The 24,749-nt window shown below is 42.6% G+C and carries 20 protein-coding genes and 1 riboswitch; of the genes, 7 read left to right on the top strand and 13 right to left on the bottom strand.

Translation table 11 applies throughout. From position 1 onward, the window contains the following. Positions 1-39 precede the first annotated feature (39 nt). The 5 genes from astD to ACMVDV_RS15250 form a co-directional block, all read right to left on the bottom strand. Complete coding sequence (gene astD / locus ACMVDV_RS15270) at positions 40-1,509, bottom strand: succinylglutamate-semialdehyde dehydrogenase (RefSeq protein ID WP_416158682.1); 1,470 nt, start codon at positions 1,507-1,509, stop codon at positions 40-42. Positions 1,510-1,524: 15 nt separating this feature from the next. Then, positions 1,525-2,541, bottom strand: a complete 1,017-nt coding sequence (gene astA, locus ACMVDV_RS15265) for an arginine N-succinyltransferase (RefSeq protein ID WP_304179006.1) — start codon at positions 2,539-2,541, stop codon at positions 1,525-1,527. Positions 2,542-2,629: 88 nt separating this feature from the next. Then, complete coding sequence (locus ACMVDV_RS15260) at positions 2,630-3,835, bottom strand: aspartate aminotransferase family protein (protein ID WP_304179004.1); 1,206 nt, start codon at positions 3,833-3,835, stop codon at positions 2,630-2,632. 383 nt (positions 3,836-4,218) lie between these two features. Continuing rightward, on the bottom strand, positions 4,219-5,379 hold the full coding sequence (locus ACMVDV_RS15255; protein ID WP_416158681.1) for an HDOD domain-containing protein: 1,161 nt from the start codon (positions 5,377-5,379) through the stop codon (positions 4,219-4,221). A gap of 55 nt (positions 5,380-5,434) precedes the next feature. Beyond that, a complete protein-coding gene (locus tag ACMVDV_RS15250) occupies positions 5,435-6,016 on the bottom strand; it encodes an anthranilate synthase component II (protein ID WP_304178999.1) in 582 nt (193 codons plus the stop codon). Positions 6,017-6,284: 268 nt separating this feature from the next. Between ACMVDV_RS15250 and ACMVDV_RS15245 the strand changes: the two genes are divergently transcribed. The 3 genes from ACMVDV_RS15245 to glpD all read left to right on the top strand — a co-directional run bounded on the left by ACMVDV_RS15245 (position 6,285) and on the right by glpD (position 9,716). Continuing rightward, on the top strand, positions 6,285-6,530 hold the full coding sequence (locus ACMVDV_RS15245; protein ID WP_416158680.1) for a YdcH family protein: 246 nt from the start codon (positions 6,285-6,287) through the stop codon (positions 6,528-6,530). A 163-nt stretch (positions 6,531-6,693) separates the two neighbouring features. Next, entirely contained in the window at positions 6,694-8,199 is a 1,506-nt protein-coding gene (glpK, locus tag ACMVDV_RS15240; RefSeq protein WP_416158679.1) for a glycerol kinase GlpK, read from the top strand. Between the two features lie 14 nt (positions 8,200-8,213). Beyond that, positions 8,214-9,716: a glycerol-3-phosphate dehydrogenase gene (gene glpD, locus ACMVDV_RS15235; RefSeq protein WP_416158678.1), complete on the top strand. Its 1,503-nt coding sequence runs from the start codon at positions 8,214-8,216 to the stop codon at positions 9,714-9,716. Between the two features lie 7 nt (positions 9,717-9,723). Here the strand turns inward: glpD and ACMVDV_RS15230 are convergent, their stop codons facing one another. Next, a complete protein-coding gene (locus ACMVDV_RS15230) occupies positions 9,724-10,122 on the bottom strand; it encodes an acyl-CoA thioesterase (RefSeq protein WP_416158677.1) in 399 nt (132 codons plus the stop codon). Positions 10,123-10,153: 31 nt separating this feature from the next. Here ACMVDV_RS15230 and ACMVDV_RS15225 point away from each other — a divergent pair, with 31 nt between their 5' ends. Next, complete coding sequence (locus tag ACMVDV_RS15225) at positions 10,154-10,858, top strand: 2OG-Fe(II) oxygenase (RefSeq protein WP_416158676.1); 705 nt, start codon at positions 10,154-10,156, stop codon at positions 10,856-10,858. Between the two features lie 214 nt (positions 10,859-11,072). Here ACMVDV_RS15225 and ACMVDV_RS15220 read toward each other — a convergent pair whose 3' ends face one another. From ACMVDV_RS15220 to ACMVDV_RS15190, 7 genes are all read right to left on the bottom strand, one after another. Further along, the gene (locus tag ACMVDV_RS15220) at positions 11,073-12,305 is read right to left on the bottom strand and encodes a cysteine desulfurase-like protein (RefSeq protein ID WP_416158675.1); all 1,233 of its coding nucleotides are present in this window, start codon (positions 12,303-12,305) and stop codon (positions 11,073-11,075) included. Between the two features lie 10 nt (positions 12,306-12,315). After that, positions 12,316-12,948, bottom strand: coding sequence for a 2OG-Fe dioxygenase family protein (locus ACMVDV_RS15215; RefSeq protein WP_304178632.1), 633 nt, complete (start codon positions 12,946-12,948; stop codon positions 12,316-12,318). Between the two features lie 379 nt (positions 12,949-13,327). Then, complete coding sequence (gene acnB / locus ACMVDV_RS15210) at positions 13,328-15,925, bottom strand: bifunctional aconitate hydratase 2/2-methylisocitrate dehydratase (RefSeq protein WP_416158674.1); 2,598 nt, start codon at positions 15,923-15,925, stop codon at positions 13,328-13,330. 268 nt (positions 15,926-16,193) lie between these two features. Continuing rightward, positions 16,194-17,255, bottom strand: coding sequence for an OmpA family protein (locus ACMVDV_RS15205; RefSeq protein ID WP_304178621.1), 1,062 nt, complete (start codon positions 17,253-17,255; stop codon positions 16,194-16,196). Positions 17,256-17,730: 475 nt separating this feature from the next. Then, positions 17,731-18,792: an OmpA family protein gene (locus tag ACMVDV_RS15200; protein WP_416158673.1), complete on the bottom strand. Its 1,062-nt coding sequence runs from the start codon at positions 18,790-18,792 to the stop codon at positions 17,731-17,733. Positions 18,793-19,264: 472 nt separating this feature from the next. Next, positions 19,265-20,674: a protein adenylyltransferase SelO gene (locus ACMVDV_RS15195; RefSeq protein ID WP_416158672.1), complete on the bottom strand. Its 1,410-nt coding sequence runs from the start codon at positions 20,672-20,674 to the stop codon at positions 19,265-19,267. A gap of 8 nt (positions 20,675-20,682) precedes the next feature. Next, positions 20,683-21,384, bottom strand: a complete 702-nt coding sequence (locus ACMVDV_RS15190; RefSeq protein WP_416158671.1) for a DNA-3-methyladenine glycosylase I — start codon at positions 21,382-21,384, stop codon at positions 20,683-20,685. A gap of 186 nt (positions 21,385-21,570) precedes the next feature. Continuing rightward, positions 21,571-21,765, top strand: a riboswitch (Lysine riboswitch). A gap of 136 nt (positions 21,766-21,901) precedes the next feature. On the opposite strand from ACMVDV_RS15190, the gene dapA reads away from it, so the two are divergent. From dapA to ACMVDV_RS15175, 3 genes are read left to right on the top strand one after another with little or no spacing between them, the layout of a single operon-like run. Beyond that, a complete protein-coding gene (dapA, locus tag ACMVDV_RS15185; RefSeq protein ID WP_416158670.1) occupies positions 21,902-22,786 on the top strand; it encodes a 4-hydroxy-tetrahydrodipicolinate synthase in 885 nt (294 codons plus the stop codon). Positions 22,787-22,801: 15 nt separating this feature from the next. Next, on the top strand, positions 22,802-23,542 hold the full coding sequence (locus ACMVDV_RS15180) for a 2,3,4,5-tetrahydropyridine-2,6-dicarboxylate N-succinyltransferase (RefSeq protein WP_416158669.1): 741 nt from the start codon (positions 22,802-22,804) through the stop codon (positions 23,540-23,542). Beyond that, positions 23,542-24,747 (top strand): PLP-dependent decarboxylase, encoded by a 1,206-nt coding sequence (locus ACMVDV_RS15175; RefSeq protein WP_416158668.1) that lies wholly within the window; start codon positions 23,542-23,544, stop codon positions 24,745-24,747. Before ACMVDV_RS15180 ends, ACMVDV_RS15175 begins: the two co-directional genes overlap by 1 nt. Positions 24,748-24,749: the final 2 nt, after the last annotated feature.

The following is a 24,749-nucleotide window of genomic DNA, read 5'->3' as shown; positions in this document are numbered from 1 at the left end:
CTGCTTTTTTAGTTATTTATTACTATTTGACCAAATCGATTAATCGATTTTTAAGCCTGGGCTTAATGTTGCTGGCATTGCTACTTTTTCAAGTTCAACAGAGGCAACAGGGTATGCGCAGTAATCAGCTGCATAGTAAGCACTTGCACGATGATTACCCGATGCGCCAATACCACCAAATGGTGCAGCACTTGACGCGCCAGTGATTGGGCGGTTCCAGTTAACGATACCGGCACGAATGCGACGTAAGAAATGGTCGTAATCTGCCGCATTATCACTGAGTAAACCCGCCGATAAACCAAAGCTAGTGTCGTTAGCTTTATCAATCGCGCTGTCAAAATCAGTAAAACGGAATACTTTTAATAACGGCCCAAAGTGCTCTTCATCTGGGAAGTCAGCAACATCAGTACATTCAATAATACCTGGTGTTACAAAACCCGTATTTTCAGTGTGCTTAAGTTCAACTAACACCTTAGCGCCAAGCTCAACAAGTTGTTGCTGTGCTTTTACCATACCCGCAGCCGCTGCTGATGAGATCATCGAGCCCATAAACGGTTGCTCGGCATCATCGTAGTTGCCCACTTTAATGGCTTGCGTCGCACTAATTAAACCGGCTAAAATTACATCGCCTTGATCACCTGCTGGTAAAAATAATTTACGTGCGCAAGTACAACGTTGACCACTTGAGATAAATGCTGATTGAATAATATCGTGAATAACCGCTTTGGTATCAGCAACCTCAGTAATAATTAGCGGATTATTACCGCCCATTTCTAATGCTAAGATTTTACCTGGTTGACCAGCAAACTGCTCATGCAGAATATGGCCGGTGCGTGATGAACCGGTAAAGAATAAGCCATCAATACCTTTGTGAGCAGCAAGAGCCTTACCTGTGGCTACTTCACCTTGCACTAGGTTGATTACACCTGCTGGTAAACCGGCCTTTTGCCATAACTTAAGCGTTAGCTCAGCAACCGCTGGCGTTAGCTCCGATGGTTTAAACACCACGGTATTACCCGCTAATAACGCAGGTACAATATGGCCGTTAGGTAAGTGACCAGGGAAGTTATACGGGCCAAATACCGCCACTACACCGTGAGGCTTATGGCGGATCATCGCACGACCTTGCGGCATTGGGTTTTCTACGTCGCCAGTGCGCTCTAAAAAGGCTTTTTCAGAAATCGCAATTTTACCGACCATAGCACCCGCTTCAGTGCGAGTTTCCCATAACGGCTTGCCCGTTTCTTGGGCTATTACTACAGCAAGTTCTTCGCTGTGCTCTTGTAGCGTTTCGGCAAACGTTTTTACAATCGCTAGGCGCTCTGCAAATGATTTATCAGCCCAGCTATAAAATGCTGCACGCGCAGAATTAACAGCGCTGTCTACTTGCTCACTGGTGGCTGAGTTTGCTTGCCAAATAATTTCGTTATTGGCTGGGTTTACTGAATTAAATGCATCGCCTTGGCCTTGCGACCATTGACCATTAATAAATTGTGCAGGATGAGTCATGTACTTTCTCCTAAATTATAAACTTACCGCAGTAACGATATCGCCCGCTTGTAAGTGCAGTGCATCTGCCATTGCTTGCGACAAGGTGATATCTTCACTCGTTGCAGCAAAGTTTAGTTGTGCAACGGTTGCTCTAAAATCATTAAGTTTTTCATTCGCTAGCATCACAGTCGTCTCGCCGCTGTTTTCACCGATTTTTACGGTAAAGTTCTTAGCATTACGAATAGTTGCAATATTATCTACTTTTGCTTCTACCGTTGGGCCTGCGTCAAAAATGTCAACGTAGCCATTAAAGGTGAAGCCTTCACTTTTCAGTAGTTCAATCGCAGGGCGGGTATTATTGTGCACCTTGCCGATCACCGCTTGCGCTTCTTTACTTAATAAGTTGACGTAAATTGGGTACTTTGGCATGAGTTCAGCAATAAACACCTTTTGGCCAATACCGGTTAAGTAATCAGCTGTTGGAAAATCCATCGAGAAAAAGTGTTCTTCTAACCATTGCCAAAATGGACTACTGCCCTGCTCGTTAGAAACACCGCGCATTTCTGCGATTACGGTTTCAGCAAAGCGTTCTTGGTGCTGCTTGATGAACATAAAACGTGCTTTTGAAAGCAGCTTACCGTTATTATTTTTACGGTAACCATCTTTTAAAAACAGCGTACAAAGCTCTGTAGCCCCTGTGTAATCATTACACAAGGTTAAAATATCAACCGCTTTATAAACATTCAATGTACGAGATGAATGAATGGCTTTACTTAAATGATAATGATAAAACGCATCATCTAAACCGACCGCAGCTTCTATTGCAGAGGTACCAACGACCTCACCAGTTTCGCTATCTTCAAGAACAAACAAGTAACCTTCATCACCTGGATGAGATGCACTTTTTGCGAATGAGCTTATCGAATGGTCAATCTTCTTTTGTAATAACTCTTCGTTATTAGGCAAAGAGGTAAAACCATGCCCTGATTCGTGGGCAATTTTCAATAAAGCTGGGTAATCACATTGCTGGATTGGGCGAAGGATCATCATGAGTCCGCTTGCTCCCTTATAAATAACGGTAAATTAAGAATAGTAGGGCAAGCTTGCTACTTGCCCTTATTATGATCAGAGCTGTTGCTTAACCGTTCACAACGTTGGCTACGGCTTTTTCAAAACGTGCCATCCCTTCACGGATATCCGCTTCTGGGATCACTAAAGATGGCGTAAAACGCACCACATCGGCACCAGCTACTAACGACATTACGCCCTCAGCGGTACCTGCTACTAAAAACTCTTTAGCACGACCTTTAAACTGCTCATTAACCACGGCACCAATTAATAAACCTTGACCACGAATTTCCGAAAATACGTTGTACTTATCGTTAATTGCAGTTAATAGTTCATTGAATAATGCAGCTTTAGCTTTAACACCAGCTAATACTTCAGGCGTATTTACAGTATCAAAAGCCGCTTCACCAACAGCACATGCCAACGGGTTGCCGCCATAAGTAGAACCATGCGTGCCCACTTTAAGGTGCTTAGCAATCTCAGTCGTGGTGATCATTGCACCAATTGGGAAACCGCCGCCAAGTGCTTTAGCTGTAGTTAAAATATCAGGTACTACATTTAAACCTTGGTACGCATAAAGATCGCCAGTACGGCCAACACCAGTTTGTACTTCATCAAAAATAAGCAATGCGTTATGTTTAGTACATAACTCACGTACACCTTGAGCAAACTCATCAGTAGCAGAGATAATGCCGCCTTCACCTTGTAATGGCTCCATCATTACCGCACAGGTGTTATCAGAGATCAGTGCTGCAAAGGCCGCTAGATCGTTAAAATCACAATGTACGATATCGCCAGGTTTTGGACCAAAACCATCAGAGTAAGCAGCTTGACCGCCCACGGTTACAGTAAAGAATGTGCGGCCATGGAAACCTTTATTAAAAGCGATGATTTGCGATTTTTGCTCACCAAAATTTTCCAGCGCAACACGACGCGCTAATTTTAGTGCGCCTTCATTTGCTTCTGCGCCTGAGTTAGCGAAATAGACTTTTTCAGCAAATGTCGCATCTACCAATTTTTTAGCTAAACGTAGTGCTGGCTCATTAGTCATGACATTTGATAAGTGCCAGATTTTTTCGCCTTGCTCTTTTAATGCTTTAACCAATGCTGGATGACAATGACCTAGACAGTTAACAGCGATACCACCGGCAAAATCGATATATTCACGACCTTGCTGATCCCATACACGTGAGCCTTCGCCACGAACAGGAATAACGCTTGAAGGTGCGTAGTTAGGAACCATTACTTGATCAAATAATTCGCGATTGACTGTCATTTTATATCCTCTTAATTGTGATCCTACAGAAAGTTTAAAAAATAGGCTTGATGATGGACTGTTGCACCATCTCCTTTGGCGTAAATCAGCATAGCTCACATCGCCAAAAAATACTCTCTGGTTCAATTTTCAGATAATCATTATTTCAGAGTTTTTCGTTATTGTCTCTTATAAAACTTTCATGTAGCCCTTGTTATTAAAGGCTTTGAGATATAATTTCAGAGATAGTGAATAACTATCTGAATAACGAATTATGGGGTTGTTTATTCGATATCGCTGCCCCACCACCCACCAAGCAGCGCTTTGCAAGATAAAATATGGGTGAGAGTAGATATTAATGATGAATGAATAGTCGTAAAAAAATTAACAAAAAATTTATGAAACTAGTCAATTTTAATATGAAAGTGCTGCAAATTGGTTTTTTCAAGCTGTTCTAGTTCCTTTTTTGCTAACCCAACGTAATCAAACCAGAGTGATTTTTCATCACTTTCTAGCAACTGATGGGCATTCAAACTAACTGCTTGGCTATAACAGCGTGCTTTGCGTATTAACATTGTTAGCGGCAATGCTGAGTCACCTTTGGCCACACCATTAACCAATTGCGATAGCACGGCATTAAATGGCAAATACCGAAACGCCATTTTCTCAATCACCGTTGCAGTCACTTTAAGCGCATGCTGATTCAGTAAAGTACTTAAAAATAGCGGATCAGGTTTTAACTCTAATAATGCAGTGTGTAAATCTTTGTGTTGTTCTTCTCGGGCAAGGGTTACTTTGCGCTGCCAAACTCGTTCGAATGTACGTAGATACAGCCTGATCAAAGCAATCTTACCCACATCGAGTAGCATACCTAAGGTAAATGCGTGAACTTCATTAATGCCATTGAGCTTTGCCAACTCTTGCGCAGCAATCGCACAGGCCATCGAGTTATCGCGTAGGCGACGTTTTAATAATGGAAATGGTTCGGTGCTGTGCGGCATCCAATGACGCACCGCAAAGGTAGGCACAACAAACTGCAAGTTATCTAAACCAATATAGCGCAGCGCTAAAGCTGGGTTATCAACTTTGACCGAAGTATGTTTATTGCGCTGCGCGCGATAATAAGGCAAGTTCACAAAAGTGACTAACTCACGTCCTAACCAAGTTAAATCTTTAACTAATGGCTCAAGGCGGCCTACCGATGCTGACTTTACAGCAAGGATGTCTAAAATTGCGGGGACATTATCTTCAATGCCTATCGTTTCATGCAGTACCGTGTCTATATCGGCTAACTGCTTGTTCATCGCGGTATCAATAACTTGATGTAACTGCTGGCTGGCCTGAGCGCGGTACTTATGGTGCGAAGTACTGGAGAGTTTACGTATTTTTTGCGCCGCAACTTCAACCTCAAGTAAGGTGCGCTGCTTTATCGCTTCTCCATAATTTATATCTAGAGTATGAATATAGCCAATTTGACGTTGCGCAAAGCTATGTCCAAGCAACAAATCATGGGCTCGTTGCTCTAATGCCTTGGCTGTCCTTTGTTGGCGTATTTCATCTGTCATTCATTATTATCTTTATATAAAAATTAAAGGAGTAATTACGCTTATTAGCATAAGCCTAGAACCGAGTTAAAAAGTTAGCAAGTAATTCGAGCCCTCGCTCGGTTAAAATAGCTTCGGGATGAAATTGTACCCCTTCTAACGCTAAGCTGTTATGAACTAAGCCCATTATTTCATCTAACTGGCCATTTTCTGTTTCCGTCCAAGCGGTGATCTGCAGCTCATCAGGAATGCTATCTTGTTCAACAACCAACGAATGATAACGGCACACTGTTAATGGATTTGGCAAGCCGGCAAATACACCTTGGTTGGCATGATAAATTGGCGAGGTTTTACCATGCATCACTTGCTTTGCCCTAACAATGTTCGCACCAAGTGCTTGTGCTATGGTTTGATGACCTAAGCAAATACCTAAAATTGGCAACTGACCTTTTAATTGCGCAACCAGCTCTAAAGATATACCCGCTTCATTCGGCGTACATGGGCCGGGAGATATCACGATATGCTGAGGGTTTAACTGAGCTATTTGACTAACCGAGATCTCATCATTGCGCTTTACTAGCACCTCTTGATCTAAACGTTGAAAATACTGTACCAAGTTGTAGGTAAACGAGTCGTAGTTATCGATCATTAAAAGCATGTAATAAAGCACTCAAAATAGTAATTGTTTGTAGGCAACTGCCTGCGCCCACATTCTAACTTAAGCCTGCACGAGTGTCAGTGTTTTGTATTCGGGCAAAGATAAATTACTTTAATAGCGATAATGCTGCGCTTGATGTTGATTTATTTTAAATCAGCCCAAGCTCTATTGTATTGGCATAACGCCTCATAGCATTAAATTTAACTTAAACCCATGCGTGTTTATCTATCGAGATTAATATGTAACACGCTTTAATAAGGAGCGACCAATGTTAGGCGAAGATCATTCATTGACTAAAGATTTTCCTGAATACCAAAGCACTATCACTCAGCTCAACACTGATAATGCAGAGTTCGCGGCAAGGGCAAAGCAATACAATGCGATTGATAAAGAAATCCGTGTGTTGGAGTTACAAGGTGCCCCTATTGATGATGAAGCAATGCATCAATTAAAACACGATAGAATGGCGTTAAAAGATTGGCTGCATCAGCAATTAACCGATGCTGCCAAATAATTATAGCTGGCGCTTATTTAACACTAAGCGCCAGCACTGAATCATAATTCCTTTTCACTCATCCCTGTTGCTTATAATTTCATCCATTATGGTGCAAAAGCGTTGCTATTCGTTTAGCTTAGAGCCAAGCTATCTTTATCTAAGTTAAATAACATTATATTTTATGTGCAAATACATACTCTCGATTGATCAAGGAACGACGAGCTCTCGTGCCATCTTATACAGCAAAGATGCCGAGGTTTTTGGCACCGCGCAACAAACCTTCCCGCAACATTTTGTGCAAAATGGCTGGGTTGAACACGACCCTGAAGATATTTGGCAAACCGTACTCAGTAGTTGTAAAACAGTATTAGCCGAGCAACATGTCAGCGCCAAAGACATTATTGCCATCGGCATTGCGAATCAACGAGAAACCACCTTAGTGTGGAATAAAAAAACCGGTCAAGCTATTTATAACGCCATTGTGTGGCAAGACCGACGCAGCAGTGAGTACTGTGATAGTTTGCGCGATGCTGGGCACAGTAAAACCGTCAATGATAAAACCGGTTTATTACTCGATCCGTACTTTTCTGCCACCAAAATTCGTTGGATCTTAGATAACGTCACTGGCGCTAAAGAGCAAGCACAAGCAGGTGAGCTGGCGTTTGGTACGGTAGACAGCTACTTACTATGGCAATTAACCGATGGTAAAGTACATCGAACCGATGCAACCAATGCCTCTCGCACCTTACTGTTTAACATTCACCAGCAATGCTGGGATGAAGACTTACTCGCTTTATTTGATATTCCAGCCTCGATGCTGCCTGAAGTGATGGACTCAGCGGCTGACTTTGGTGTTACTAGTAGCGAGTTATTCGGTGGTGAAATTCCAATTAGCGGCATAGCAGGCGATCAGCAAGCCGCTTTAATTGGCCAAGCGTGTTTTGAAGAAGGTATGGCAAAAAGCACCTACGGAACAGGCTGTTTTTTAATGCTGAATACCGGTGATAAAGCACTAAAGTCAAACAATCGCCTATTAACCACCATCGCATATAGGCTCAACGGCAAACCTACCTATGCCATTGAAGGCAGTATTTTTATGGCAGGTGCCACCATGCAGTGGATTGTAGAGGGCTTAAAATTATTAGAAAACGCGGGAGAAAGTGAAGCCCTCGTCAAAGGGGTGCCCTTAGATCATGGGGTATTTTTAGTGCCCTCATTTACCGGCTTAGGCGCCCCCTATTGGGATGCCAATGCCCGAGGCGCTATTTTAGGGCTTACTCGAGATTCAGGTATTAGTACGATTGTGGCTGCAGCTTTGCAATCAGTGGGTTATCAAACTAAAGATTTACAAAAAGCGATGGAAGGGGATGGCTTGCGCCCCAGTATCTTGCGCGTTGACGGCGGCATGGCTAATAATAATTGGGCTATGGCGTTTTTAGCTAATATTTTAGGTGCGAGTGTTGAGCGCCCTACCTTAACTGAAACTACTTCATTGGGGGTTGCTTACTTAGCAGGGCTACAAACTGGCGTGTATGAATCAACGGCACAGCTTGCCACTATGTGGAAAAGCGATCGTCGTTTTGAACCGACCATGAGTAGCGACGAGCGCAACGATTTATATACAAAGTGGCTACATTGCATTGCACAGGTTAGACTTTCTAATAGCACTGACGACGAGAGTGAGTAAACACTGAGGGATCTATGAGCGCACACGACAACGAATATGATTTACTCATCATTGGCGGCGGTATTAATGGCGCCGGAATAGCAGCCGATGCCAGTGGTCGCGGCTTGAAAGTATTATTATGTGAGCAAGACGATTTAGCTTCAGCGACCTCCTCTAATAGCAGCAAACTTATCCATGGCGGGTTGCGTTATTTAGAGAATTATCAGTTTAGGCTAGTAAGAGAAGCATTACGTGAGCGTGAAATACTGTTAAAAAAAGCGCCGCATATTATGTGGCCACTCTCTTTTAGACTACCTCATCAAGCACATTTACGATCGCCATGGATGATTCGAGTGGGATTATTTATTTACGATCACCTAGCCAAACGTAATACTTTACCTGCTTCAAAAACAATTGAATTTAACAGCGACAGTGTACTCAACAGCAGTATTACCCAAGGCTTTGAATATGCTGATGGCTGGGTAGATGACGCGCGTTTAGTGATCTTAAACGCACAGGCAGCACATAATTTGGGAGCCACCATTGCAACACGTACACGCTGCATTAAAGCAACGCGTAATGCAAATAACTGGGATGTGATTTTAGAGCAACAAGCGAGCAAACAGCAACTACATATTAAGGCCAAAAGTGTTGTAAATGCCGCAGGCCCTTGGGTCGCGTCATTATTTGCAGATGTATTTACCCAGCCCACACCACACACCATTCGCCTTGTGAAAGGCAGTCACATTGTGGTGCCTCGAATCCATAGCCAGCCAGTTGCCTATATTTTACAAAACGAGGATAACCGTATTGTCTTTGTCATTCCTTATGAACAGGATTACTCTCTGATTGGCACCACCGATGAAGAGTACACAGGCGATATTGCTGATGTAAAAATTAGTGAGCAAGAAATACAATACCTGATCAGTATCACTAATCATTACTTTAAAAACTCAATAAGCGCGGCCGATATTGTGCACACGTTTAGTGGTGTGCGCCCGCTATTAGATGACAAATCAACAGATGCTCAAGCAGTCACCCGCGATTACAAGTTGATATTAAACAACGACACTGATCACGCTGCTTTATTAAGTGTATTTGGTGGTAAAATTACCACCTATCGAAAGCTTGCAGAAAACGCCGTTAATAAGTTAGCCTCTTTTTACCCACAAATGAGTCGCTCATGGACGAAAGATGCCCCTTTACCCGGCGGTGACTTTAGTAACCAAGCATACCTTATCGCACAGCTAGAAAGCAGCTATCCTTGGCTGCCAATCGACACCTTAAAGCGTATGGCTCGCAGTTATGGCACGCTTAGTTATCAATTACTGGGTAACAGCCAAGCTCTGGGCGATTTAGGCTATCACTTTGGTCATGGCCTGTATACGCAAGAAGTTGATTACTTAGTCAATCATGAATGGGCAAGAACCAGCGCAGATATATTGTGGCGCAGAACAAAACTTGGACTGCGCTTTAATCAAAAACAAGTGGTTGCACTGGGGCAATATTTAACTAAACACCCAGCTTGTCAAAGCTAAGCTGCTATTAACTAGTTGCAATAAGATGATCGCTCAATGCGGCCTTTTCATCAGCCGAAAGTGTTTGCTTTGTTTTGCTGGCAAAGTCATAACGTACCAGCACCGTTTTACCAATGGCGCAGCATTTATCTTGCTGCCACGCCTCTTGGCGAAGCACAAATGAACTATTACCAATCTGCTCTATGCTGGTGTTAATCGTCACTTCATGCGAGTAAAACAACTCTCCTACAAACGACACCTCAATCTTAGCAATAATAAGCTTCCAGTCGTGCGGGTTTAAATCGGGGGTAAAAAATTTAAAAATAGGCGCACGTGCGGCTTCAAACCAAACAGGGAGTACGGTATTGTTGATGTGTCCGAGTGCATCCGTTTCGCTAAAGCGCGGCATCACTTTTTCAGTAAACATAATAATCCAATAATAATTAAACAGGTAACTCATGACGGACTTTATCCGCGTGTATAACAACGCGCTCAGTAATGACTTTTGCGATAACTTTATCACCACCTTTTCGCAAAGCCCGCATATAAAACAAGGGATGACATCGGGCGGCATAGATCTTAATAAAAAAGATAGCCACGACTTACACTTAAACAATCACCCTGAATACGCTGAGCAATTAAAACATATTCAACAAACCACTGCACAATATGTTTTTAACTACATTGAAGAACATATTTTTATAATGATTGGGGCGTTTGGTTTAAAAGTGTATCACCCAAAAACAGGGCAACCGGTTGATTTAACCCAAGCTAATTTTGACGAGGTAGGTAAACCGCAGTTACCTTTATTGGTACAGCAAATTTTTCGACTCGGTAATATCCAAGCGCAAAAATATGAGGTAAATAAAGGCGGCTACCCATATTGGCACAGTGAAGTGTACCCACAGTTACAGCATAACGAAGCGCTGCATCGAGTATTGTTATTTATGTTTTATTTAAACGATGTTGAAGAAGGCGGTGAAACCGAGTTTTATTATCAAAATCGTAAGATAGCCCCGAAAAAAGGCACTATGGTAATTGCCCCAGGCTACTTCACTCATACTCATCGCGGTAATAAGCCAGTGTCGAATGATAAATATATTTTAACCTCATGGGTGCTGTTTAACCGCGCAGAGCAAATATACGGGCAGCCACAGGCCTAAAAGCGGTCAGCGGTCAGCGGTCAGCGGTCAGCGGTCAGCGGTCAGCGGTCAGCGGTCAGCGGTCAGCGGTCAGCGGTCAGCGGTCAGCGGTCAGCGGTCAGCGGTCAAAAATTAACTAACTGCTGACTACTGTCAAGTATTTGCACTTTAATAAACAATAATTAAAGTGCAGATTTGCATTAAACTGAAAGCTGACGGCTTATAGCTGACAGCTTCAAATCAGCTCATCAAACAAGTTAAACAAAGTGTCCATCTCTGCGATGGTGTTGTAGTGCATGCAACCAATGCGTACCACGCCGCCAGTATCCAATACACCTAATTGCTTGCATAAGCCTTGCGCGTAGAAGTTACCATCCCACACACATACATGTTGCTTACCTAAAAACTCAGACACCTGACGTGGCTCAAGCCCTGCAAAGGTTAACGCAAAAGTGGGAGTACGTTCAGCTAAACGATCTAAATCATCAATACCAAATAGTTTGATCTTAGGATAGTTAACTAATCGAGTAAGGAAGTACTCACTTAACGCCATTTCATGTTGTTTAGTTTTAGTAAAAGCAACAGCGAGTTTTTCACGGCGTGTGTGGCCATCATCAAGCTCGCTGATCGCAGCAATATAATCTACAGCTGCAATTAAACCTGCGAGTGCTTCAAAGCTTTGCGTGCCGGTTTCCCAGCGCCCAGGAATAACATCTTTGGCAGGCTCGACTTTGTATGGTCTAAATCCTTCAAGGTGCTCACGCTTACCGTACACCACCCCTAAATGTGGGCCGAAAAACTTATACGCAGAGCAGGCCAAAAAATCACAATCAAGTGCTTGCACATCAATCAGCTCATGTGGCGCATAATGCACAGCATCCACATACACCAAAGCACCTACGCTATGAGCCATTTCAACAATACGTTTAATGTCGTTTATAGAGCCGGTAGTGTTTGATGCATAAGTAACTGCTACTAATTTGGTTTTAGTACTCAGTAAGCTGGAAAAATGCGCTAAATCTAAGCTGCAATCAGCTTCGTTAATCAATACAGTATTAACCTTCGCGCCTTTATCTTCTGCAGCTTGTTGCCAAGAGGATACATTTGAGAAGTGATCTGCATTGGTCACGATAATCTCATCACCCGCTTGCCAATCACGAGAAATCGCACGGCTAAAGCTAAAAGTAAGGCTAGTCATATTCGCACCGAATACAATTTGATCGCGCGATGGGGAATTAAGTAAATCAGCAGCCGCTTGGCGCGCATCAGCCATTAACTCAACGGTTTTTTCACTCGAAAAAAATGCCCCGCCTAAATTCGAGTTGTAATAACCTAAATAAGCCGACATTGCACTCAAAACAGGCTGTGGTACTTGTGAGCCACCCGGGCCATCTAAAAATATTGGTGACTTACCAGCTACTTGCTGCATTAGGGCCGGAAATTGGCGGCGTAATTGTGTTAAGTTCATTGCTATTCCTTTAAGCTGTCAGTACGAAGCAGTCAAGATAACCCGCTTTTGTGTCATCAATTTTATTCATTGGTGTTGCGTTATGCCAAACTTCACGGTCATTGATTAATGCAAACATACCGTCTTTAATTTCCATTTTAAAACAAGGCTCAGCTTGCTTGTTTTCGTACACCAACAACTCACCACCTTCTAAGTTTTCGTGAGATACACCACAAATACAAACGTGATCAAAGCCATCTTGGTGAATACCTTCTGGTGCAGGTGGCGTATCACTTTCAATAGCAAGCATACGAAATTGATGAATTTCAATATCACGCTCTTCGTCTATCCCGGTAATGGCACGAAACTCATTGACGATACTTTTCATCCCTTCGCTTGCCAATAAACTCGGCTCTAAATTTTCGTAAGTGCGCTCAACATTACCTTGGAAAGTATTGATTGAATCATCTTGTACAAAGGCTTTCGTGGCTTGTAAAACAAGTTCATCATTTTGCACTTTAATTACTGAATAGCGGCGTTTACGAAACGCACCGTCGGCATACGGGTTAGCCGGAAGATTAGCAAACGATGGCTTAACAGCCTCAATATGAGCTTGGTTTACAAAGCGAAGTTGTAATAGGTTCTGGTTGTTTAATGCTGTCATAAAAATCTCGCCTAAAAATAAGAGGATTAACTCATAAATAATGAAGGGATTTTAATGCAAATAGAGAGGATTTTTTGCGTCTTTACTTGATTAAAGCGAGGTTAAAGTAGAATTTTAAGATCTAAAATATCATCATAATGAAATTTTAATCTAACAACAAAATAACCGATTGAATTTCTATTTATAAACATCAATAACAAAAACACTTAAAGCGTCCAATCAACCTCATATTGATTTTGCAACCTTCGAGTATAAGTTCAACTTAGTACTAGGCTGGTAAGGTGGGTTATAGCCCACCCTTCTTAATGTTCACTACATACAGATAATATTTAATAAAAAAGCCTGCAAAACAGGCTTTTTATGTACAAACTAGTTAAAATTAAACTGCTTGTTGGATTATCACGTTGTCTGCTTTTTTAGTGTAAGCAGGCATGCGATGGAAGTTCAAATAACGATAAGTATCAGCTGCTGTTGCATTGATTTTCGCTGCATACTGTTGGTATTCAGCTGGTGTTGGTAACTTACCTAAAATCGCAGCTACGGCTGCAAGTTCTGCTGACGCTAAGAATACATTTGCACCATTACCTAAGCGGTTCGGGAAGTTACGCGTAGAAGTAGAAACCACAGTTGCTTTATCTGCAACACGGGCTTGGTTACCCATACACAGTGAACACCCTGGAGTTTCAATACGAGCACCTACACGACCAAAGATACCGTAATAACCTTCGTCGGTAAGTTGATCTTTATCCATCTTAGTCGGTGGTGCAACCCAAAGTTGCGTTGGAATACGCCCTGAGAAACCATCAAGTAGTTTACCCGCAGCACGGAAGTGACCAATATTCGTCATACAAGAACCGATAAATACCTCATCGATTTTCTCGCCCGTCACATCAGATAATAAACGTGCATCATCAGGATCATTTGGCGCACATAGAATTGGCTCTTTGATATCGGCTAAGTCAATCTCTAGTACGTGCTTATACTCAGCATCTGCATCAGCTTCCATTAGTTCTGGGTTTGCTAACCAGTCTTGCATTGCATTAATACGACGTTCAATAGTGCGTACATCGCCGTAGCCTTCAGAGATCATCCACTTAAGCATTACAATGTTTGATTCTAAGTATTCAGCAATCGACTCTTTTGAAAGCTTAACAGTACAACCTGCCGCTGAACGCTCTGCTGATGCATCAGAAAGCTCAAATGCTTGCTCAACCGTTAAGTGCTCAACACCTTCGATTTCTAGTACACGACCAGAGAATTCGTTGATTTTACCTTTCTTCTCAACAGTCAGTAGACCTTCTTTGATAGCGAAGTAAGGGATTGCATGCACAAGGTCACGTAGCGTGATACCAGCTTGCATTTCACCTTTAAAACGTACCAAGATTGACTCCGGCATATCAAGTGGCATTACACCTGTTGCGGCTGCAAATGCCACTGCACCTGAACCTGCAGGGAATGAAATACCTAATGGAAAGCGTGTATGCGAATCACCACCCGTACCTACAGTATCTGGTAATAACATCCGGTTTAACCATGAATGAATAACACCATCACCAGGGCGAAGTGATACACCGCCACGGTTCATGATGAAATCAGGAAGGGTATGATGGGTGTTTACATCAATAGGCTTAGGGTAAGCTGATGTATGACAGAAAGACTGCATTGTTAAATCAGCAGAGAAACCTAAACAGGCTAAATCCTTAAGCTCATCGCGAGTCATAGGACCAGTTGTATCTTGCGAGCCAACAGTCGTCATTTTAGGCTCACAGTATTGGCCTGGGCGAATGCCTGCAACGTTACATGCTTTACCAACCATTTTTTGTGCAAGCGTGAAGCCTTTATCAGACAGCTCCATTACTGCTGGCACTTTAAATACATCAATTGCACCTAAGCCAAGTGATGTGCGTGCTTTATCTGTTAAACCACGACCAATGATCAGTGGAATACGACCACCAGCGCGAACTTCATCAAGAATTACTTCTGATTTAAGTTCGAATGTAGAGATAACGTCATCAGTACCATGGCGCTTCACAACACCTTCATACGGATAGATATCGATTTGCTCACCCATGTTAAGTTCATCAACATTTAGTTCGATTGGTAATGCACCTGAATCTTCCATAGTGTTAAAGAAGATTGGCGCAATTTTATTACCTAAACATACACCACCAACGCGCTTGTTCGGTACGAACGGAATATCATCGCCCATAAACCAAAGCACCGAGTTAGTAGCAGACTTACGAGAAGATCCAGTACCAACAACATCACCAACGTAGGCAAGTGGCAGTCCTTGCGTTTTTAATTCTTCCAGTTGTGTAATTGGGCCAATTTCACCGCCTTTATCTGGCGTGATACCGTCACGTTCAATTTTTAGCATTGCTAAGGCATGCAGAGGGATATCAGGACGAGACCATGCATCTGGTGCTGGTGATAAATCATCCGTATTTGTCTCACCCGTTACTTTAAATACCGTAACAGAGATTTTTTCAGCAACCGCTGGCTTATTCGTAAACCATTCTGCAGCCGCCCAAGATTCAATAACTTGCTTAGCAAAGCGATTACCTGCTTTGGCTTTTTCTTCAACATCGTAAAATGCGTCAAACATTAGCAATGTATTAGCAAGACCTTTAACAACAATTGGCGCAAGCGCATCGTCATCAAGTAAATCAATCATAGGTGCGATATTGTAACCGCCAAGCATAGTACCTAGTAACTCTGCTGCTTTTTCTTTTGAGATTAGTGGTGACGAGGCATCACCTTTAGCCACTGCTGCTAAAAAGCCTGCTTTGATGTAAGCCGCATCATCCACACCGGGTGGTACGCGGTTTACTAATAAATCTAGAATAAACTCTTCTTCACCAGCCGGTGGAGTTTTTACTAGCTCGATAAGATCAGCCGTTTGCTGAGCATCTAATGGCGCTGGTACGATACCTAATTCGGCACGTTCTTCTACGTGTTTACGATAATCTTGTAGCACAGTATTGCCCTCTTGGTGACGTGAAAGTATTCGGTAGTGCGAGTGCTCGCGAAAAATTACCAAACCCTTATAGTATTCTGACGGTTCATAATAAAGCTTTTAAGTATAGATTAAAATCCATCCAGTAAAGCAAAAAATTATACTCACTATAAATACGATGAATATAACTTAAAGAAAACACCATTCACATGAATATCTATTGCGAATCATTATTATCAGACATAAAAAAACCCAGCATATAGCTGGGTTTTTGATAAATCAAATGCTATTAACGCTTAACTTTCACGCGCTCAATTGACTTAAGGTGTGCTTCTACACGACGGTTTTCCGCGTGTGCAGCAGGTGTGTTATCTGTATTTTTAAGACGCTCTTCGCCTAGACCAACAGTAGTAATACGATCTTCAGCAATGCCATCAGCAATTAGCTTAGCAGCAACTGCATCAGCACGCTTTTTCGATAACCACTTGTTGTACTCAGCTTTACCAACAGCTGAAGAATGACCTTCAAGTAATACTGTTGTATCTGTGTGCTCTTTTAAGAAGCTAGCAACTTGGTCAATACCGTTGTCATATTTGCCAGCAACTTTTGAAGCATTGTTAGGGAATGTTACTAACAAACTCTTAGTTACTTCACGGTCTTCATATAAAGTACAACCGGTTCCATCAACAGCATCTGTCATTGGTGTGTTTGGACATTGGTCATCTGCATCAGGGATGTTATCACCATCGCTATCTACAGGGGCAACTGCAACAGGAACAACTGCCGCTGTAGGAGCTGGCTCAACTGGCTCAGCAGCTGAACTTTGCTTACCAAATAAATAGCTAAGACCAAGTTTAGCGCCTACATCTGTGTAACCACGATCAAGACCTTGGTATATCGATGTTTCAGCATTAAATGCAAAATTATCAGTGAAGTAATGTTGGTAACCAGCACCCACATTAGCAAATGTTAGGTTTTCTGTAATATCGATTTGTTTAAGACCGAAAATACCATAGAAAGGGCCACCGTTAATGTGGTAAAGACCATCAATACCGAGACGATCGCCGTCCATGCTTGTAGCTGTCATGGCTGGGTTTGAGCTTGAGATATCAAAATCCATGTCAGCGTATTCTAAACGCGCGCTCCAGTAATCATTAAAACGATAACCTATTTCAGCACCCCAACCAGTTGAATCATCAACGTTAGTACCTGCGCTACCACGGACATTTTCCCATGAAGCATCGTAATAATCGCCAAATGCACCAATAAAGAAACCTTCTTTTTCAGCAGCGAAGCTCGAAGCGCTAGTTGCAGCTAGTGCTAAAGCAATAGTAAGAGATTTAAGTTTCATGTTTCATTCCTTTCCATTAAAAATACCTAAAGGCCATTTTGGCCAAACTCACTCTAAGATAGATGATGACCAATTAATCCAAACTTAATAAGTTATAAAAATTGAAAATTTAAAGTGAAGCACAACAGGTTAGAGCAACACCAAATACGACAATACCTATATCAATTCTTAACTCGCTAGATACTTCGCGAGCAATCAAAATTATTTAACTCATTACAAACTTAGACAAATTAATTGATTAACAATAAGAATACTACAATTATTTACGGCTTTATTACTTTAAATCAAGTTTGAATTCACTTTAATTAAAAGCGAAAGATGATTAAGTAGTCAAGCATACAGTGTTAGCCTTTTTACTCAAAAAGTAAATATTGGCAGGTATTTTAAAAGTAAAAAAGCCGACTTAAGTTAATCGAGTCGACTTTCTAAACGCTAAAATTACTGAGTTAAAGTCACTTTAACTCAGCAAATTAAATTAATTGCGAAGAACTTTAACTCGTTCAACACTTTTAACCTGAGCTTCTACTCGGCGGTTTTGCGCGTGAGCTTCAAGTGTGTTTGCTGTGTTTAGCAAACGCTCTTCACCGTAACCAATAGTAGATACTCTGTCAGATGAAATACCATCTTTAATTAACGCACCTGCTACATCTTGTGCACGTTTCTTAGATAATTGCATATTGTAATCAGCATCACCAACAGCTGAAGCATGCCCTTCTAATAAAACTGATGTTCCGTCGTTTTCTTTCATAAACGCTGCTAAATCAGCAATGTCATCGAAATAACCATTTGGCACTTCAGCTACATCGTGTGGGAATGTAACTAGCAGTGTCATCATTGCTTCTTTATCTTCGTACCGTGTGCAACCTTTATCATCAACAGCATCTGTCATTGGTGTATTAGCACATTGGTCATCTGCATCTATAACGCCATCATTGTCACTATCCATAGGACCAGCCACTGTAGGCGCGGGCTCAATTGGTGCAGGTGCTGAACCTTGGTCACCAAAGATATAACTAAGACCTAATTTAGCACCAACATCTGTGTAGCCACGATCAAGACCTTGATATAAAGATGTTTCAGCATTAAAAGTAAAATTATCTGTAAAGTAATGTTGGTAACCGGCACCCACATTAGCAAACATTAAATCTTCATCTACAGCATCAAGGTTTTTCAAACCAAAAATACCATAGAAAGGGCCACCATTGATGTGGTATAGGCCATCAATACCGTAGCGTTTTCCGTCCTCAGAACCGTTTACAGAAGTACCGTCAGTTGCACGAGCAGTCCAATCGAAATCCATATCTGCGTATTCTAAGCGTGCGCTCCAGTAGTCATTGAAGCGGTAACCTAGCTCAAGACCCCAGCCTGTAGAATCATCTACATCTAGGCCGCCTGGCTGATAACCGCGAACATTTTCCCAAGAAGCATCATAATAGTCGCCAAATGCACCGATATAAAAACCTTCTTTATCGGCTGCGAAACTTGAAGCGCTAGTAGCAGCGAGTACTACAGCAATAGTAAGTGATTTTAATTTCATTGTTTCCTTCCCATTTTCGCAATTAAAATTGTAGCTAAGTGACCCTAGCTTTAACCTTTAACCAGAGTACAAAAGCATTTGCTAATCATTACCTAACGAAAACGCCTGCATTGTGTTTTTGTCAACTAAAGTGGTTTTTAATACAAACGGTAGTAAGTATAGACGAGATAAAAAACTTTACCTAACCTACAGCTCAATCGCCTGCCTATAATACTAAAAGCACCTTACAAAGTCAGTATTAACCGCAGTAAGTGAATTTTAATACGTGTTAAAGTTTTCAAGCTCTTAAGTGCATTATATTGGTTAATTTTAAATCAACAAGTGGTAAACGTCTTTATTTCGTATAAATATTAATGAATAACAGTTAATAATCAGTCTAAAGCAAAAAAATAAATATAGCCTCATCATAACGGCTTGTTTTTAGGAAAAAATCAATATAAACAAAAATATATTAGCCCATAGACACGCTTCATTAGGTGCCACAAAATGTTTGATAATTTTCATCATCTACAGATGCTAAAATCCATGACTCTTTTACTTGAGTTTGAAATGGCTGTTGCAATGCATGCAAATATTCGTTCAATGTGGGACTTTGATGCTGCTGCGTAAAATCTTGTAAGATACCTTCAATAATATGATTACGCGGGATCAGTTTTGGGTTCGCTTTACGCATTATCGAGTAACTGGCGTCGGATGTCCTCAGCAACCAATTCTGTGACCAAGCAGTTAACTCTGGGGGTATTTCACTATTGCCCTGTTGTGATTCGGTTAAAGCATCAAAGGTGTTGGTGTAATCAAGTTTATGCGTTTTCAGCAGCCCCAGTAGCTCTGATACTAACTCTTTATCACCTGCTTGATCGCCATCCAGCCCTAGCTTTTGCGCCCACATTTGGCTAAATGCGTGATTGAATTGTTCAGCAAAACCATTGATTAGCGGGCTCAATAGCGCAACGGCTTGTTCTTCATCATCGCTAATTAAGGGAATCAAACTTTCTGCTAAGCGGGCACAATTCCAGTTAGCAATATTTGGTTGATTACCAAAAGCATAACGCCCTTGGCGATCAATCGAGCTAAATACCGTGTCAAAATCAAACTGATTCATCATCGCACATGGGCCGTAGTCTATGGTTTCACCACTGATCAAAGTATTGTCTGTATTCATTACACCGTGTATAAAGCCAACCCGCATCCAGCTCACCACAAGGGCTATTTGTTTTTCAACAACCTTAGCTACAAACGCTAAATAGCGTTCAGGACCCGTTGTATTGATTTCAGGGTAATGGCGTGCAATGGCTAAATCAGCCAATGCCTGCAAACCAGCAACATCACCTTGGCTTGCTAAATACTGAAACGAGCCAACGCGGATATGGCTACTTGCAACGCGGGTAACAATGGCGCCTGGCTGCGGGGGTTGTCGGTAAACAGTCTCACCACTGGCAACAACAGCTAAGCATCGGGTAGTTGGCACTCCTAATGCGTGCATCGCCTCACTCATTATGTATTCACGTACCGCAGGGCCAATGGCACAGCGACCATCGCCACCACGTGAAAATGGCGTAGCACCTGCACCTTTAAGCTGAATGTCCCACAGCTGTTGCTGCTGATCGGCAACTGCCCCAAGTAAGTGAGCACGACCATCACCTAAGCGCGGTGAAAAATGACCAAACTGATGCCCTGAATAACCCAGCGCTACAGGCTTTACGTCACTGTTATTGAGGTTGCCTGCAAAAACATCTGCACGTTCGGCGCTGGCAACGTCAATATTAAGCTGCTGAGCTAATACATCGTTCCACAATAATAAGGTAGGTGCTGCAACAGCACTGGGGGAATCCGGCACTGCAAAATCATCAGCAACCTGGGTATAGCGAGCAACTAGTTTCATGGTATTCCTTAAGCTTGAGTTGTTTGTATACCGACGCGGTTATCACCTACACTGTAAGCGAGGATTAAACTTAGCTCTTGTAAGCTTAAGCCGCTTTGCTGTTGTAACTCGTTAAAAAATGCTTGTGCCGCAGTCAATGACTTTTTCGTTTGTAAGCCACCATCAATTATTTTATGGGCACGCAAATAGCTTTCAACGTCGCGCGATAGTAAAAATGTGTCTTTACCGAGTGCGCGCAATGTATAAGGCCCTGTGTTACCACCTAAACGCGCACCGTGTTTTTTTAAATATGCCCACAAACCAATTATGTCGTCTGTTGGCCAATTGGCAATAAACTGACTAAAGCTACCATGTTCAGCGGCAACCTCGTGGATCATATAAGCGTTATGTGGAATGGTCTGTACTTTTTTAAAATTACGCACGATTCGCTCATCACTGGCTTTTTGCTCAAGCATATCTGGTGGCATCATGAGTAATTTATCAACGCTAAAGTCCCAAAATACCTCACGAAAACCAGTCCATTTATTGTTGATCACCGACCAATAAAAACCACTTTGAAAAATCTTCCGGGTAAACTCTTCAAGCCATGCATCATCAGATAAACGTTTAAGCTGTTCAGCCGTAAGAGGCGCTTGCAGCAATTGCTCAAGCATGGCGGCGCCACCTTTACGCTGCGCCGCACGTTGATAAATATCCTGAAATTTTTCCATTACTTAATACCCTTTTACCACTATGCGCACTAGTGTACGAAAAAAGCTATTAATACGTAACCTTTTGCCGACAAAGATCAACACAAACTCACATACTTAGTCTTGACACCTAGACGGCTAAAATGCTTTAATCACTGCTATTACCCCTATTTAAGGGTTAGTTTTACTTTTTTAAAACTAACCCTGTGGGCTAGAAGAGGTGCGTTATTCAGGTAACGTATGTGAGGAGCACAACACTCCAGTGAGCATACGTGAGGGGAATTAACGCCGAGAAGTAACACTTTTTGTGGAGGGTTATTTCGGGCGACTGGGTTGAATCCCAGCGACTGTCACCAATAACAGTTTGGCTGTTAAAATATTTGGTGGAGAGCTTCTGGTCTTAGCATAATAAGGCCATAGCGCCCTATTGTATTAAGCCCACTCGCTCTTCGAATTATATTAGTTCGAATGACGACGATGCGGCGCACTTCATGGTAGCCCTACATACTCATCGAACACCCTAATAAGTTCGTTGCAGATGAAAAACAATTTTGATTTAAACGACTACCCATTGTGGACTGCGCTTGTCACGCCTTTTACTGACGCTGGCGAAGTCGACTATGACGTGCTTGACCAATTAGTTGCGCAGCAACAAGCAGCCAACAATGGCATCTTACTACTTGGTAGCACCGGCGAAGGTCTAGCCCTGACATTAAAAGAGCAACAAGCAATTGTTGAACACGTGTGCCAATTAGCGCCAACCGTACCATTGCTGGTTGCAGTCGGTGGCATGAATCTAAAACAGCAAGTAGCTTGGGTTGAATACTGTAATCAATTACCTATTCATGGTTATTTACTCGGCTCACCTTTATACGCTAAACCTGGCGTAGTTGGCCAAACCCATTGGTTTGAAAACCTGCTCAATGCCAGTAAACATCCTTGTATGCTTTATAACGTACCAGGGCGCAGTGCCGTCGCGATCCCTCCTGCGGTCATTAGTAATTTAAAAGATCATAAAAACTTATGGGCTCTAAAAGAAGCCAGTGGCGATATCGCCAAGTTTGAAGGATTTAGAAATGCTGCACCTGAGCTTGCTATTTTTAGTGGCGATGACGCCCTAATGCCTTATTTTGCCCAAGCAGGTGCGAAAGGGTTAGTGTCTGTGGCTGCTAATGCATGGCCTGTGCAAACCCATGAATTTGTAAAACGCAGCCTCAGTGGCCAACACCCCAATTTATTTGCCGACTGGTCACAAGCGATTCAAAGCTTGTTTGCCGTGGCAAACCCTATCCCCGTCAAAGTATTGATGCATTTACAAGGGCGCATTAACACCCCGTACTTACGTCCACCTTTGACGCATCTTGAGTTAACGCAAACTGATTGCATTAACAACGCAAATAACACCATTTTATCTTGGCATTAAACACAGGTTTTTATAATGAGCTGGTTAGAACTATTAAATAATTTAGAATCGGGCGCAGTGCGCGCAGCAACACAAGACGAAAACGGCCAATGGCACGCTAACATTGCGGTAAAACAAGGTATTTTAGAAGCGTTTAAAAACGGCACAAATACTGAATTCCCTGGTGGCTTTGTTGATAAGCACAACTTAGCGCCACAAGGCTTTGCAGCCGATGCTGGCGTGCGCATGGTACCAGGTGGCTCAAGTGTGCGCCGTGGTGCACACGTTGCTAAAGGTACGATTATCATGCCACCAGCGTATGTAAACATTGGCGCATTCATTGACGAAGGCACTATGGTTGATAGCCATGCATTGGTTGGTTCATGTGCGCAAGTAGGTAAAAACGTGCATTTAAGTGCTGCGGTGCAACTAGGCGGTGTACTTGAACCAATTGGTGCAAGCCCTGTAGTAATAGAAGACGATGCATTCATCGGTGCAGGCTGTGTGATTGTTGAAGGCGTAGTCGTTAAAAAAGGCGCAGTACTTGCACCAGGCGTACGCTTATCAGCAACCATTCCTGTGTATGACTGCATTAATGAGCGTCAACTAGATAAAGGCGAACCTATTCCAGAATATGCGATTGTTATTCCAGGTTCGCGTCCGGCATCTAATCCATGGGCTCGCGAACAAGGTTTAAGTATGTCATGTGCACTGATCGTAAAATACCGTGACGAACAAAGTGATGCATCATTGCTACTTGAAGAGGTTTTACGTTAATGAGCTTTTTGAGCACGCCGGTTAAAAATGCCATTGCTGAGCTATCAACTAAACTTGCTACACCATTTTTTGTTTACGACCTTGATACGCTAAACGCACATTTAGCGCGCTTAGTAGCGCAAACTGAAGTAAAACTGTGGTATGCCGTAAAAGCCAATCCGCTGTCTAAAGTGATTCAAAGCTTAGATAACGCAGGGTTTAATTTTGACGTGGCAAGCAAAGGCGAACTTGAGCAAGTACTTGCGCAAGGCATTAACAGCGAGCGCGTGCTCAATACGGGGCCAGCTAAAAGCCCAAGCCAAATTAAACACTTTATTGCGCGAGGCGTACGTATTTTTGTTGCCGAAAGCCTCAATCAAGTACGCTGGCTCAACGAGCAAGCCATTGCTCAACAATGCCAACTGCAAGTATTACTGCGTGTACAACTACGCTGGCCTGAAGGTGAAAAAAACCCACTCGGTGGCGATAGCCTAACCCCTTTTGGCTTAGGTTGCGATGAATGGCAAGCGCTAAATACTCGCGACTACCCTGCGCTTAGCTTTGACGGTCTGCATATTTTTCAGTGGGGCAATATGCTCAGCAGCGACAAGCTCGCAGAGCTTTGGTCACAAATGGTTGCACCACTGCAACAACTTGCTAGCGATTTAGCTATTCACTTAAAAGTACTCGATTTAGGCGGCGGTTTAGGTATTCCGTACACCCTGGATGCACCGACTCTGAGCTGGGATGCTTTGATCACTGCACTGGCAAAGATTAAACGTGATGCTGGCGTTGATGAGTTATGGATGGAGCTTGGCCGTTATGCGGTGGGTGAATGCGGCCATTACGCCACACCTGTGGTTGAACGCAAACTTAACTATGGCCAACAACAAGTGATCTTAAGCGGCGGTATCAATCACTTATTACGCCCAGCGGTCACCAGCCAAGATTTCCCGGCGCGATTATTACGAGACTCAACGGCTGCAACGCAAGCAATGAGTTTGTACGGACCATTGTGTACCGCGCTGGATTGTTTAGGTGAACATCAACTACCCAGTGATTTAAACGAGCAAGACTGGCTGGTGTTTAGCCAATGCGGCGCGTACGGCTTTACCGAAAGCATGCCGTACTTTTTATGTCATGAGTTAGCCGCCGAATACGTTATACACAATGGCGAGCTTGACTGTGTACGCCAAACAGAAGATGCCAGCTACTACTTAAGGTAATT

This window comes from Pseudoalteromonas sp. ASV78 (genome assembly GCF_047806705.1).
Taxonomy (GTDB): domain Bacteria; phylum Pseudomonadota; class Gammaproteobacteria; order Enterobacterales; family Alteromonadaceae; genus Pseudoalteromonas; species Pseudoalteromonas prydzensis_A.
This window is presented reverse-complemented; position numbering and strand designations above follow the sequence as displayed.